Source organism: Natrinema zhouii (assembly GCF_013456555.2).
Taxonomy (GTDB): domain Archaea; phylum Halobacteriota; class Halobacteria; order Halobacteriales; family Natrialbaceae; genus Natrinema; species Natrinema zhouii.
This window is the reverse complement of record NZ_CP084882.1, coordinates 179,076-192,999: the sequence shown is the minus strand read 5'-3', so window position 1 is coordinate 192,999 and position 13,924 is coordinate 179,076. Positions and strand designations below refer to the sequence as shown.

12 protein-coding genes and 2 pseudogenes are annotated in these 13,924 nt (G+C 55.7%); 10 read left to right on the top strand and 4 right to left on the bottom strand.

Going from position 1 to position 13,924, the window contains the following annotated elements; all coding sequences use genetic code 11:
• Nucleotides 1-20: 20 nt before the first annotated feature.
• A complete protein-coding gene (locus HYG81_RS38505) occupies nucleotides 21-536 on the bottom strand; it encodes a hypothetical protein (protein ID WP_226777886.1) in 516 nt (171 codons plus the stop codon).
• Between the two features lie 729 nt (nucleotides 537-1,265).
• Here HYG81_RS38505 and HYG81_RS38500 point away from each other — a divergent pair.
• From HYG81_RS38500 to HYG81_RS38475, 6 genes and pseudogenes are all read left to right on the top strand, one after another.
• On the top strand, nucleotides 1,266-2,801 hold the full coding sequence (locus tag HYG81_RS38500; protein ID WP_226777885.1) for a molybdopterin-dependent oxidoreductase: 1,536 nt from the start codon (nucleotides 1,266-1,268) through the stop codon (nucleotides 2,799-2,801).
• Nucleotides 2,802-2,854: 53 nt separating this feature from the next.
• Nucleotides 2,855-3,967, top strand: coding sequence for a tellurite resistance/C4-dicarboxylate transporter family protein (locus tag HYG81_RS38495; protein WP_226777884.1), 1,113 nt, complete (start codon nucleotides 2,855-2,857; stop codon nucleotides 3,965-3,967).
• Nucleotides 3,968-4,428: 461 nt separating this feature from the next.
• Nucleotides 4,429-4,911, top strand: a pseudogene (locus tag HYG81_RS38490) (PLP-dependent transferase).
• 97 nt (nucleotides 4,912-5,008) lie between these two features.
• Nucleotides 5,009-5,229 (top strand): annotated as a pseudogene (locus HYG81_RS45845) (ribosome biogenesis/translation initiation ATPase RLI); the annotation flags it as partial.
• A 279-nt stretch (nucleotides 5,230-5,508) separates the two neighbouring features.
• The gene (locus HYG81_RS38480; protein ID WP_226777883.1) at nucleotides 5,509-5,958 is read left to right on the top strand and encodes a universal stress protein; all 450 of its coding nucleotides are present in this window, start codon (nucleotides 5,509-5,511) and stop codon (nucleotides 5,956-5,958) included.
• A gap of 197 nt (nucleotides 5,959-6,155) precedes the next feature.
• Complete coding sequence (locus HYG81_RS38475) at nucleotides 6,156-6,356, top strand: DUF7501 family protein (RefSeq protein ID WP_226042922.1); 201 nt, start codon at nucleotides 6,156-6,158, stop codon at nucleotides 6,354-6,356.
• Between the two features lie 361 nt (nucleotides 6,357-6,717).
• Here HYG81_RS38475 and HYG81_RS38470 read toward each other — a convergent pair whose 3' ends face one another.
• A complete protein-coding gene (locus HYG81_RS38470; protein ID WP_226777882.1) occupies nucleotides 6,718-7,899 on the bottom strand; it encodes a tryptophan--tRNA ligase in 1,182 nt (393 codons plus the stop codon).
• Between the two features lie 440 nt (nucleotides 7,900-8,339).
• Between HYG81_RS38470 and HYG81_RS38465 the strand changes: the two genes are divergently transcribed.
• Nucleotides 8,340-9,212 (top strand): succinate dehydrogenase/fumarate reductase iron-sulfur subunit, encoded by an 873-nt coding sequence (locus tag HYG81_RS38465; protein ID WP_226777881.1) that lies wholly within the window; start codon nucleotides 8,340-8,342, stop codon nucleotides 9,210-9,212.
• 86 nt (nucleotides 9,213-9,298) lie between these two features.
• Here the strand turns inward: HYG81_RS38465 and HYG81_RS38460 are convergent, their stop codons facing one another.
• Complete coding sequence (locus HYG81_RS38460; RefSeq protein ID WP_226777880.1) at nucleotides 9,299-9,544, bottom strand: ferredoxin; 246 nt, start codon at nucleotides 9,542-9,544, stop codon at nucleotides 9,299-9,301.
• Nucleotides 9,545-9,971: 427 nt separating this feature from the next.
• Here HYG81_RS38460 and HYG81_RS38455 point away from each other — a divergent pair, with 427 nt between their 5' ends.
• Nucleotides 9,972-10,259 carry a hypothetical protein gene (locus tag HYG81_RS38455; RefSeq protein WP_226777879.1) on the top strand — a complete coding sequence of 96 codons (288 nt, stop codon included), beginning with the start codon at nucleotides 9,972-9,974 and terminating at the stop codon, nucleotides 10,257-10,259.
• A gap of 703 nt (nucleotides 10,260-10,962) precedes the next feature.
• Complete coding sequence (locus tag HYG81_RS38450) at nucleotides 10,963-12,180, top strand: RNA-guided endonuclease InsQ/TnpB family protein (protein ID WP_226777878.1); 1,218 nt, start codon at nucleotides 10,963-10,965, stop codon at nucleotides 12,178-12,180.
• A 45-nt stretch (nucleotides 12,181-12,225) separates the two neighbouring features.
• Here HYG81_RS38450 and HYG81_RS38445 read toward each other — a convergent pair whose 3' ends face one another.
• A complete protein-coding gene (locus HYG81_RS38445) occupies nucleotides 12,226-12,948 on the bottom strand; it encodes a hypothetical protein (RefSeq protein WP_226777877.1) in 723 nt (240 codons plus the stop codon).
• A 94-nt stretch (nucleotides 12,949-13,042) separates the two neighbouring features.
• Between HYG81_RS38445 and HYG81_RS38440 the strand changes: the two genes are divergently transcribed.
• The gene (locus tag HYG81_RS38440; RefSeq protein ID WP_226777876.1) at nucleotides 13,043-13,873 is read left to right on the top strand and encodes an IS5 family transposase; all 831 of its coding nucleotides are present in this window, start codon (nucleotides 13,043-13,045) and stop codon (nucleotides 13,871-13,873) included.
• Nucleotides 13,874-13,924: the final 51 nt, after the last annotated feature.

Below are 13,924 nucleotides of genomic sequence, written 5' to 3'. Positions count from 1 at the left end.
GAGCGACGAACGAAGCGGAGCTACGAGTCAGTGATCGCGATGCCAACCCAGTCGTCAATCCTGATAACCTTGAGTTCGTGGTCCGCCGGTTTCTCGCCGATCGTCACGTCGCGCACGGTGTCGCGGATCATCCTTCGACATGCTCGTTCGATCTCGGACGCTGTGATCGCGTGATCAGGTTCGCGAGCAATCCGTACTCGCAGTTCGATGCTCCCACCGTCGGGTAGTGATGTCGCCGCGTTCGCACACAGACTTTCGATCGCCTTGAGCTCCTCTCCGCTGACGTCCGATATACAATGCTCGACTCGGACGACACGTTCAACGTCGTTGATCCGACGGATTGCATCCAACGGCAGTTCGTAGTTCGAATCGATCAGGATGGTCCCCGGCGTGCCGTCGGAAGCGGACGCGGGGACGATCGATACCTCGGTGAACAGGTCTCCGTAGTACTTTTCGAGCGTCGAATCGACGTACGACTCGGTTCCCGGCTTCGTTTCGATGAGGTACGTGTCGGTATCCGGTGTGGAACTGCTCATAGTGGAATTCGTACGAGGACCTCGATAGCGTTGTTTTCGATCACGTTTCCACGACCTGTACGTGGAATGCAATCTTCCAAACGCTCTCAAGTTACGGAAGTACGAGGAGAAAGCCCCGTGCTTTAGCGTGGGGATGAATCCGACAACAGGGACGCTAACCACGACTATAAGTAGACCGACAGCATTGCGTATCGTAAGCATATCAGATGAAAATTGGAGTTGGGTTGGGGTCTCCGTCAACAAAAAGCAACCCTGCGTCGGATGGCTACTCGACCCTCGTGGTTGAGTCGGGTCGATGGCACGGCCTGTGAGGTGCAAGCGGATATCCAAGCATACCACGCCTCTTTCGAGGCCCGACGCACTACTCACAAACCACAGCCAGACCCTCGTGATCTGGTCAGGGTGCCTTCGGGGATGTAGGGACGGCCTGCTGTCCCACGAAGGAATCCTCGCCCTTCAGGGCGGGGAGGATGTCAAACAGCTGTTTTCCCAATGGAAGAGCCACGTTCGTACGGAACCGCATTAGGAAGAAGCGGTCGCCGTGGGCAGTCAGTTCGAGTTCCCAGTGCCATCTCGTCTCTCACGGTCCGTACAGACCCCTCGGGAACCGGACGATTCCCGAGATGTTCAGTCGGGTGCGCCATCTCGACACCAGAGCGCGGTCACTGGACGACCGCTCCCGACCGACGAGGGCCCACTCTTATGTGATTCACAGCCGATTACCGGATCATGGCAAGTGGCCTCGAGTATCCGTGGTGGCTCCGAATCACGCACTGGTTTAACTTCTTCTTCATCATTCTGTTATTCCGAAGCGGTTATGAGATTCTCATGAGCCACCCTAAACTCTACTGGAGCGACGACGCGGAACCGAGCGATGCGTGGCTTCGAGTTGGCGATGAGGAGCGGGACACTGACTTCGACAAGGAGGTCATCGACGGCGAAGACCTCTGGGCGGCCGAGGACGAGATTGACCCGCCGTCGGCGCTCATCTCGCTGCCCGGTCGCGACGCCATCGGGATGGGCCGCCATTGGCACTTCTGGGGTGCGATCGGGTGGACGATCTGCGGTGTTCTCTACGTCGGAGCGCTACTTATATCGGGCGAGTGGACGCGATTCGTACCGACGTCGTTCGAAATTTTCCCACAGGCGTGGAATGCGCTTATATCGTACGCACAACTTCAGATCCCCCACGCTGCGGGATACAACGCCCTCCAACAGCTCACGTACTTCAGCGTCATCTTTATCCTATCGCCAGTAATGATCGTCACCGGTCTCCTTCAGGCACCGGCCTTTCGGGCACATTGGCCGGAGTGGTTCGGGTGGAACCGACAACTCAACCGGAGCATCCACTTCATCGGTTTCATCGCGTTCAACGTCTTTCTGTTCGTCCACGTCGCCCTCGTCGCGGCCCACGGATTCTGGTCCGAGATGGGGAAGATCGTTCTCGGGAGCGCAAATGCGTCTACTGATTTGACGATCGCACTCACCGTGTTGGGCGTCGCAATCGTCTTCGGGTTTGCCGCTCTCGCTACGTGGATCTCCCTGAAACGACCGTATTTCACTCAGAACCTCCTCGAAATCGGCGTTGACCCGCTGTTGAAAGGGCTGTTCCACCACGTCTCGTTCTACGACGGCGACGATCGGCCCGAGGAGTCGGACTTCGCGCGAGTCAACGGCAAGCCGCCGCGAAACGACGAGTACCGCGCCCACTTCGAGAACGACTTCGAGGACTGGACGATCATGGTCGATGGCCTCGTCGAAAACAAACTCGAGCTGACCAACGACGAGATACGGGAGATGGACAAACAAGAACACATCACCCGTCACGACTGTATCCAGGGTTGGACGTATTATGCCAAGTGGGGTGGCATCCCACTGTCGACCATCATGGACCGGTGTGAGCCCCACGAGGACGCGGAGTGGCTCGTCTTCTGGACGCTCGACGAGAAGTGGGAGTATTCCGAGGACGGACCCTTCGAAGAGAAGGGGGTGGAGGACGACATTCCAGAGTTCTATTACGAGGCCATCCGGATGGACAAGGCCCAGGAGCCGCGTTCGATCCTCGCCTACGAGATGAACGATGGCGATCTCCCCGTGGCCCACGGCGCCCCCTACCGGCTCCGTATCGAGAGTCAGCTCGGCTACAAGATGTCCAAGTGGGTCACTCGCATCGAGTTCGTCGAAGACTTCGACGACATCGGCAAGGGCTACGGCGGGTGGCGTGACGATGTCCTCCACTACTACCCCAACAGCGCCGACATCTGAAACGACGATGCTGTCTCTGCTTTCGCGACGGCATCGGGCGATCTAAGCGTTCGATGACCACCGACCAAGACCCTGACGAACCTGGTGAGTTGCCGGTCGGCAGTGCCGGCCGCGCTGGCAATGTACTCAAGTTTCTCGAGTATTGGGATCCGCTCTACTTCGCGCTGGTCATGGCGACCGGAATCGTCTCCATCGGTGCGTCCCTCACTGGATTCGAGCGGATCGGCCGGTTGCTGTTCGTGGTCAACACTGTCGCGTACGTCGGTATCGGTGTCCTCACGGTGGCACGGATCGGCCGCGCCCTCGGATCGACGCTTCACGACCTCGTCTCGCCGGACCGGGCAGTGGGGTCGTTCACTGCCGTCGCAGCGACCTGCATCCTTGGGAGTCAATTCGTCGTCTTCGAGCAGGCGGTTCTGGCCGCGACGGCGTTACTGGTGTTCGCCGGCGGTCTCTGGTTCGTTCTCACGTACACCGTGTTCGTGGGATTGACGATCCGGGACGTCGACGATCCCATCGAAGAGACGCTCGACGGCGGCTGGTTTCTCGCCGTGGTCGCAACACAGTCCGTGGCCGTGCTCACCGCGTTACTCGCTCCACAATATCCGTCGGTGCTCGAGAGCGTCGGCCTAGTGGCACTCGTCCTGTACCTGATCGGCGGTGGATTCTACCTGGTGTTCTTCACACTGGTGTTCTACCGGATGACGTTTTTCGCGTTTCGACCATCGTCCGCGACGCCGCCGTACTGGATCAACATGGGTGCCGTCGCAATCACAACGCTGGCGGGCGCGTTGCTCCTCCAACTCGGACCGTCGTGGCCATTCATCACCGAGATACGCCCGTTCCTCCTCGGGTTCACATTCTTCTTCTGGGCGACGGCCACGTGGTGGATCCCATTGCTCGTCGCGCTCGGCGTCTGGCGGCACACCGTCGGCGGAATCGCACTGCCCCATCGACCAGAGGGGTACGGCCCGCGATACTGGGGGATGGTCTTCCCGCTGGGGATGTACACAGTGAGTACATCCCGCCTCGCGAGCGAAGTAGGGATCGGAATACTTCACGTCGTTCCGCGAGTGTTCGTGTTTATCGCATTCGGAGCGTGGGCAGTTGTGAGCGTTGGGTTGGTCCGCCGCGCGGTACAGTGGACGCAGACGCACCTCGGATAAGACCGTCGTGCATCGGCTGTATCGGATTACCCCTTACCTAACCGTAGGCGCTAAGGTCCCTTCCTCAACGAGCGACCGGAGGGAGCGAGTAGGGAGGGATACAGCGCCGTCATCGTCTTTCATCAATACCAAAGACTACTCCCAACCAACTCACCGTTTGCGCGATTCCATAGTGGCACCTACTACGTTCCGGAGAACATACGGCATCCCTCTCCAGATCTGGAGTACACAAACTCCGGACTGTTTTTGGACGAGCGACCGGTGGATTCGAGTACTCATATGGCCGATTCGAAGTACCACCTCGAAACTCTAGCTACCCGGTTCGATCGGGCCGGCACCGGTGTCGGCGACACCGGTGATGTCGTCCCACCGATTCACCTCTCAACCACGCACGAGATGCACAGTCCTGGGAACCGGAACACGGATACAAGTACAGTCGGTTCGGTAATCCCACACGTGATATCCTCGAGGAGAAACTCACCGAACTCTGCGGTGTCGAACGCGCTATCGCCTGTTCCTCTGGGACCGCTGCGATTGCAGCGACCTGCCTGTCGGTCGTCGAAGCGGGCGACCACGTGGTCGCCTTCGACGGCATCTACGGTGGCACGCGCTTACTCTTCGAGGACCTGCTCGTCGATTCGCTGGGCGCCACCGTCGAGTATGTCGACGCGACCGACGTAGACACCGTCGACGCGACCGACGTAGACACCGTCGACGCAGCAATCACCGACGAAACCGCCTTGGTGTGGATGTAGTCGCCGACGAGCCCGTTGCTCCGGCTCTGTGATCTCGCCGCCGTGGGCGAGATTGCGACGGCGGCAGACGCGACGTACGTCGTCGATAACACGTTCGCGACGCCGTACTTCCAGCGGTCGCTCGAACGGGGATCCGACGTCGTCGTCCACAGTACGATGTCTCTTGGACGAACCCTCGGCGTTCCTTGACGTGAACCGTCGAGTGGTATTCGCTGATCGGATTCACCAGTTCAGCAAACGAACGAATCGACCCGTGCTCGTCGTGGGTCACGACCTCTTCGTCGTCGATCGGGTTGCCGATCGGTTGATCGTCTTCGAGGGTGAGCCGAGTCAGAGCGGCTATGCAAATTCTCCACAATCGATGCGGAATGGCATGAACGCGTTTCTATCTGCCTCGGGATCACGTTTCGACGAGACGAACGAACCGGCAGGCCTCGAGTGAATAAGCCAAGCAGTCAACTCGACCGGAAACAAAAATCGAGCGGCGAATACTACTACTGGGACTGAGCATCCAATCGAATGGGAGTGGAAACGACACCCCGACAGAGAATCGTCGAAGCGTGATGCAAGTGGTGTCCTCCTCATCGAAGTGAACGTAGGCTCGCACGCGGTCTGCCGATTTGGATTATACTTCCTTCCCCCGATCGCTCGGAAATGAACGGATGAACAGAATCTACTCTCGGAAACGGTTGGGGGATGTTTCTCGACATCTTCGTGGAAAAGCGATTGCAACACGTGGGAATCGCGAGGTAGTCTTATTGGGTAACGGGACAAATTCCAGACAGAATGTACGACCGTATTCTGCTCGCCACTGATGGAACCGTCTCATCGCAGAACGCCGAAAGGCACGCAATCGAACTTGCAAAGGAACACGCTGCCAACCTACATATACTCTTTGTCGTCGATGAGAGCATCTACGCGGCCTACAGCGGAGATGAGTACGTAAACGAAGCAGAAGGACCAGAACACGGACTCGAAGAACTCGGTAAAGAAACAATTGAGCAGGTCCGGTCGAGTGCGATGGATTTCGACGTGGAAACCAGGGAAGCGCTCAAGCACGGCCACCCGGTTGAAACGATCCTCGATTATGGAGATCGCAACGATGTCGATATGATTGTCCTCGGGACGAAACATCGACCAGCGGAATACCGGGCGCTACTCGGAAGTGTAACAGAGCGCGTTCTCAGGCTTACCACTCGACCGACAGTCGTTATAAAAACGGAAGTCGACGAATAAACAGGTCCCTTGAGAACCAGAGTAGAACTGCAATTAGTGCGGATATTAAGGGAAACAAGAAAAAAGTTATCACATCAGGGACTATTTAATTCGGCCCATATATTTAGCATATCAATACAGACGGGAAAATGTCAGAGGGAACCATCAGTGGATAGTTCACAACCAGTGTTATCCACCCAGAGACCGTAATCACCGATATGGCTTCTGACGATTCACATCCACCCCGGGATTCCGATGACTGGGCCAATCCAGATCTCTGTGCGTTCTGTGGCGAGAATTTACGGGATGGTGGCGCTGGATTCATGGAACACATCGAGACAGCCGAAACCTGTAAGGCGAGGTTCGAAGATTGGCTGGAGAACATCAGCGATGACATGGGGAGTACTTGGACCGGCTGAAACGGGATCCACATGAGCCCGGATCGGCGGTATTGAGTCGTAAAATGAAAATCGATTAGAAGACCACGACCAGGTTGTTCGTCTCTTCTTTGTCCCAGATGCAGTCTCCGAGTGTGGATCGGACGAGATCGTGTCCCTCCGTTAACGAGAGTGCCCACGAATGTCATCTATCCATCCACCATCATGAGTCGACCGGCCGGCGTGCCGTCCAGACCCATAACAGTTCGAACGCCGTCACGCCGGGGATGGTATTCTAAATATGCTCTTGAAAATAGTACGCTGCAAGTTCGACTCTACGACTAGGTCGGTGAACCTCAATCTCAAGCAACCACCGCAAATCGCGCCGTACAGATGGATATAGCTACCGGCACAACAGTCCATCATCTAAAAACCCGGCTCGATGGCGAGCCCGCTTTCGCTCAGCATCGGTCAATCGGTACGCCGGTAACTCATCTGCGAGTGACCCTAATTGTCTTCGTCGTTCTTGATGGCGTTCGAGGAAGTCGGCTATGTTTTCTGCTGCGATTTCCTTGAGTTCACCGCTCAACAACGATCCATCACGATACTCCCGGGCGAGTCGTTCCAGCCGCTCGTCATCCGCTTCGAAGAAATACGAGAGAAACTGGAACGACGTGTCTCTCTTGGGATCTCCACCCTGATCTCGATGTTCGTCGATGGTGGACTGACCACCGGAATATGCGTGGGCCCGGATCTTATCGAACACGGTTTCTCTGTCGTCAGAGAGAAGAATACTGGGAGCGTCATCCGAAGAGCTCATTTTGCCTGGCCCCGCGAGGCTCGGGAGGAATTTCGAGAGCAACGCGCTCGGTTTATCGACGTCGTATCGCTTTTTATCCGCGATGTCCCGACAGATGCGAATGTGGGGGTCCTGATCGACTGCGATCGGAACGAGCGTTGGATGACGTCCCTCGACGAGTTGCGGCAAGAGGAGGTGTGTCGCCTGCACCGCGGGATAGAATGACAGGCCGATGTTCGCAGGTTCTCCGTACGTCGCCTCGACAGTCGATTGGGTCACCGCCTTTGCGAATGCGGTTGCGAGGGGATATACCACGTCTCCATCCGCTGTATCCACGACGATACGCGTCCGATCTGGATCGAAGCCTATTGCGAGCAGATCGAATAAGTTCTCACGAGTGTGATCGCCGATTGCTTCGAGGGACATGTCTTTCAGGAAGTATTTCTCGTCGTCGGATACTGGAATGTAGACGAGAGCGTTTGTCTGCTCTTGCAGGTGCTTGGCAAAGTAGAACGGGACGACGTGACCGATATGCATCGGCCCTGAAGGGCCCCGACCCGTAACAATAGAATGAGGTTTTCCTGCGTTAACAGCGGAGAGGAACCTATCTATGTCGCGTTCTGCGTAGAATACATTTCGATGAACTAGCGGATGGACTGGGTCGGGGAAGGCTGTGATCTGGTCGTCTGTGAGCGTATCAGCCCCAAACTGTTCAAGGAGTTTCTCGTAGTCGATCTCTCCGTCGACGCTGTAGGGCGTAACGGTGAATTCGTTTCTTTCTGTCATTTTTTGGTGTGCGTCTAGAGGTCATTATGATGGCGATACAATCGAGAAAGTGAGTGAGCATCGCGGTTGAGCCAGCTAGGTGAGAACGACTAGCCGTGCTCCGTGATACTGTCCACTTCCGGACGCTAACTACCGCCAGCGCCGTTCGTCGGTTTCGCGGGAAGTGGACACTACGTATAGTGTTGGGTGCAGAGCGGGTATATGTGTTACTGCTCTCCCCAACCCGTCGAATACGATGTAACGGTGGGCGGTTCCTCCAGCATCTGATAAACCCAAGACTCCAACCGGGTTTCGACGTTCCGGGTTACGAAGCATATGATCGGTCTATGAGGCAGTTTCGTGTGCGTCCTCGGGGACAGCTATTTCGGTGGTCTCCCCTTACCTTTTCACATGGAACTCCGCTACCCTCCTAAGCGAATTTCAGTACTTTACCCACGAATATGAGCTCCCAACAAACATCCTCAGAGACAGAAGAGAAATCCGACACTGGCTCTTCACCACAGCAGCAACGTCTCGATAAGAAAGACGAGCAAGCAAAAGAGCGGGGGGCACAAGCGGCCGCTGAAGCACAGTCTCCCGCCGATGAGGAGACAACTCTCCTGAAGGTCTTCCGGTACGACCCTGAAGTCGAAACCAAACAAGAACCCCGATTCGATGACTTCCATGTTCCCTACGAAAAGGGGATAACAGTCTTGGACGCACTCATCTACGCTCGTGACCACTTCGACTCTAGTCTCACATTCCGTCACTCGTGCCGGATGGCGGTGTGTGGAAGTGACGGACTATTCATCAACGGGAGCCAACGACTCGGCTGTCAAACGCAAATCTCCGATCTCGATGAGCCAGTTCGCGTCGAACCGCTCCCTCACGAACCAGTAATCAAGGACTTGGTAGTGGATATGGACCACTTCTTTGAGCGGATGGAATCCGTTGAACCATATTTTCAGCCCGAGGATCTCCCAGACGGTGAACTCGAAGAACAGCATCAATCTCCCGAGAACCGAGAGAAGATCAAGATGGCCTCACGGTGTATTCAGTGTGGCTGTTGTACGTCGTCGTGTAATCCCTCACAGTTCGACGACGAGTACATCGGCCCCGCTGCCATTGTCAAGGGGTATCGGTTCTATATGGACGAACGCGAAGAGGAAGACGCGAAGGAACATCGGTTGGATCTACTCGATAAAGAACACGGGGTCTGGCAGTGTCATACGCAATTTTCGTGTACAGCCGTCTGTCCAAAGGACATCCCGATCACAGAAGAAATCCAGGAGATGAAGCGTGAATCAGTCAAACAGAACCTCAAATTCTGGTGATCGAGAACATCGGGTTGCGGGGCTACTACACAGCGTAGTGATCAAATCTTCCACTCACGCCACCTGAAACGGCAGTCAACAACAAACTATGGAACCAATTGTTCCCCCTCCTCGTCGTAGATCGTGATTGCGTCTACCGGACAAACACGAGCGGCCATTTTCGCATCGAACTCCTCTCCCTCGGGAACGCCTCGTCTGTAGTGATCAGTCTCGAACTCATCACTTCCGACAAGCGTTGCTTTCCCCGCATCGCGATCTTCGACGAACTTCTCCCACTCGTGAACGCAGTTGAAGATTCCTGTGCAGGTATCGCGGTCGAATTCGACTTCCATTGTGTGAATATTGGTATGTTGTGCTTTGAATCGTCTGTTCCAGCGACTCGCTCTGTTCACCGGGGGATATTGACTGTGGTCTTCTTGGTAGTTGCTTCCGGATCACCGTAGTAGTTTGCTCCTATAGTAGAATCTGGAAGTCTTTGTAATGCGCACTAACGTAACCAGCTGCTATCCGTTGATCCTTACCGATCTATCGAGTGCTGTGAGCAAAGACTTCTGGGGATTACTATAGGTTGTTGTAGTACTGAATCTGGCTCTGATGGAATCTTGGTAATTCGACACATTCGGAGTTGGAATCTCCTCCCTCAGGGATAGTCACTATCTGTTAGAAGGATCCAGCTCCTCTGTATCTAATAGCGTGAGATTTGTCCTGCTCTTTTTAAGCCTCCATCGAATACAGTAGATTGACAGAATATCAACAAGCATGACAGACAAAAATCCAGAGATAGCGGTCACGTTCAATCCACAGAAATGGGTCGATGGACCGTACCATCTAGATGATGGGGCAGATAAACAATTGAATCCTGCCGAAGATCGAGACCCAGTGACGTTCGTAGTGCCGTGGGAGGACGGGACTGACGAGGAGGGAACCATTTTTCCTGACGAATCGTATGAAGCAAATCAGCTGCGGTCTCATCCTGCAGCCCCCAACTGGGTCCAAGACTGGGAAGGACCGTACTATGTCCGGACGAAACTGGTTGACGACGAGTAATTGACTCCAGACAATGCAGGCCAAGTAGATATAGATTTGCTGGCAGAGACGAAAAGAACGGCTGTCTCTATTGACGTCTTGGGTTATTGACCTCCTCCACGCTGTAAACGACGTGGAATCCAACCATGGGATATCGGTCGGGAGTAGCCTTCCAGGTTTCAACCCGCACTTCCAAGGGAACCAGCAGCATACTGGAGGAACCTCTCGGTTTAACTCCCTTAGTAGGGCTGTGGTCCGGTCAAACAGGCCCCGTCTCCAGCCGAGTCATAGGCATGCATGTGTTCTCTGGCATGACTCTCTCCACTGGAGTAGCAGGTCTAAATGCGTAGTACAGACGCTTAAACGCACCGGTAGAAGATATCCAGCCCGGCCACCGACGTCGGTTCACCGGTCGGGCCTACCGCTCGACCCGTGCCTGAAGACGCGGGTATGCGCTACCAATTCCTATCATCCCCGCGGCGCGTACACGTTCTATACTCAATTACGTACACCTGACCCTTTTGAAAAGTGAAGATCAGTCGGTAGACGGATACTCCCGTATGAACCGTGTATTGATGAGATTCCTCTTTTCACAGACGGTATGAGGAGGATGCTCCGACCCCTGAGATTGGAGAGGAAGCCGATAACCGATGACGCAAACCACGTCACGATGGCAGACCTACTCCTCTACATGTAAGTGACATTGAACATATATGAAAATACTGTGGAGTACCGTCGTACCGCCGTCATCAAACTCGACACTCTCGACGGAGCCGATGATTCCCTTCGAGAGACTGTTGAGCAGTTCAAACACTGCGCCAACACCGCAAGCGAGTGGTGCTGGCACGGTGACGACGGAGACCACGTCACCTCGAAAGCCAAAGCCGAACGCGCCCTCTACGATCGACTCCTCGATGAAACCGACCTCACCGCGAATCTCGCCCAGAAAGGAATTCGGCGAGCAGTCGAAGCCGTCAAAAGCGGCGTCGAACGCCTCAAACGTGGCGAGGCAACGTCGCAACCGCACTTCTCGGCAGACAGCACAGTCTACGACAAGCGGAGTGCGACGTTCCACCGCGACCACGTTTCCCTTTCGGCCGTAAACGGACGAATCGAGTGTGACTACATCCTTCCTGACGACTCGGAGATACCACCGACGAAGTACGTCTCCAACGAGGGCTTCGAGTTTCGGATGGCCAACCTCCAGTACCGTGACGGTGACGGGTACCTCCACGCTTCGATGCAGAAAGTCGAAGCAGACGCGGAAACACCAGAATCCGAGTCCAAGCACAGAACAGTCCTTGGTGTGGATCCGGGCGTGAACAATCTCGCCGTTGCTTCGACGGGGCGATTCTGGTCGGCAGACGAGTTCAACCACTGGCGTCAAGAATACGAGAAGCGTCGTGGCTCGCTCCAGCAGTGTGGGTCCCGCCACGCCCAAGAAAACATCGAAAGCGTCGGACAGAAAGAGTACGGACGCTTCGAGATATACCTACACACGGTGGCGAACGAACTTATCGAGGAAGCCGTCGAGAACGATTGTTCGCACATCGTGTTCGAGGATCTGATCCACATCCGGGAGAACGTCCCCGGAGCGACGTGGCAACACCTCTGGGCGTTCCGATGTCTCCACGAGTACGTCGAATACAAGGCCGAAGAACACGGTGTCGAAGCCGTTCAGGTTGATCCACGCAATACGTCGAAGCGTTGCTCAACATGTGGGTTTACCCACGACGATAATCGCTCGGGGGAGACGCTCGAGTGTCAGCAGTGCGGGTACGAGAGCCAGGCCGACTACAACGCCGCGAAGAATATAGGCTTGCAGTATCTCCATCGTCGGCAAAATGCAGACGATGGAGGCGCACCCGTAGATGTGCGCTTGAATCGCGGGACGTTGGACGTGAGCGGGGAGTACGTACCCCCTGCCTCAGGTGAGGCATAGAACGGAAGTCCACGCGAAAGCCTCGGGGCTTGGCCCTGAGACGATTTACGTCTGCTGAAGTCGGTGTTCGCGTTCGATGTCCCGCAATTGCGGGATCAATTCGGAATCTTCCGTTACGTGGATGATATAGCGGGGAACGTCCCTCGTTGTTCGTGCCATAAAGGGTTCTCCCCAGAAACTCAAGAGCGCGTCAGTCTGCTCGTTTTTCGTCCCGCGAAGAATGAACGAGACGTTCTCATCGAGTTCGCGCCAAACGGGTTCCTGTACCGTCTCAGCACCCCGACACTCCTTTACTTTGGGTTTGACATGAGTATTCCAGCGCTCCCGCTCACTCTCGTCGAGGACGAACTGAATCGAGGACACATTTGGATTCTCGATCGGTGGACGAAGCAACGCATCGAATAAATCCTGGGGAACGAACATGAGGAGACAGACGTTGAACCAGGTCATTTCTCCACGGGCACCCTGACCGAACTGCGTACTCCGGGATCTGAGCTCTCCTGGGCCGATGAGTTCGAGGTCGGAGGCATCCATACCGGCGCGGATGTCTTCGACAGTGCGTTCGGTGTGAGCGAGGGACTCAGAGAGATTCTCCGTTTCCGATTCACGCCTGAGATGACTGATAAACAAGAACGCCATGAGAACGAGCGTGATCTGAAGAAGCACGGCTTCGTCCACGATGTGCAAGAAATGGAGTACCAGTGCGAGAACCGCTGCTAGGATACCCGCGACAGCTTCCCATTCGATTTCCTTAATTTGCCATCTCATAACGATAGTATCTCTGAAACGGTTCTATTGAATCCACGGACGGCATCGGGGTAAGTCGTCAGAACGATTGAGGTGAAGCGGAAGAGGCGTCTTAGTGCAGAAGATTCTCTTCCGCTTCGTCAAACAGGCTGTCTCGATAGCACGAAAACTTACTGATGCAGCAGTGATGCAGATCAGCCATCCTGCCGGCAACGGAGTTGCCGGCTGGAAGCACGCAGTCTTGCACTTTCTTCGGGTTCACATGGAAGCGACACTCGTCGAAGTCCTCGATTGGGCCGAGGAAATGGAGCGGGTCCGAGCCGCGCTCGTTCTCGAGCGCGGCGAGTTCCCCGGTCCATCCGCGCTGTGCAAGTCGTTTGATCGAGCACCGATGCGGATCTGGAGAGAGCTGCTCCGACTCTCGTCGGAGCTGCTCGATCAGTCCGGTCACGCCGCCATCGACGCCACCTATTTCGACCGCCAACAGGCGTCGAGCCACTACCTCAAACGGTGCGACCGAGACGTACAGACGATACAGGCGACGTTTCTCGTCGATACCGCGCAGGGCGCGGTGATCGACGTACACTGTAGTGCGAAGTGGCCAAACGGGACGAAGATCGGCCCGCAGGTCGTCCGGCGGAACGCCGGCGACCTGCTCACACTCGCCGCTGACAAAGGCTATGACGACATGAGCTTCCGCGAAGAACTCCGTGCTGACGGCGTGAGACCGCTGATTAAACACCGCGTCTTCGCACCCTACGATCACGCGCACAACGCGCGGATCAACGACGATCTCTACAACCAGCGGTCGATCTGTGAGACCGTGAACTCGGTGATCAAGCGCTCGTACGGCTCCGCCGTCCGAGCGCGAGCATGGTACCGTCAGTTTCGTGAAATCGCTCTCACTGCTGCCGTTTACAACGTCGAACAAGTCGTCAAACAGTGAAACCCGCTGCCCTCTGCGGATTCAATGAAGCCCTCTGAAACAGAAATCTGG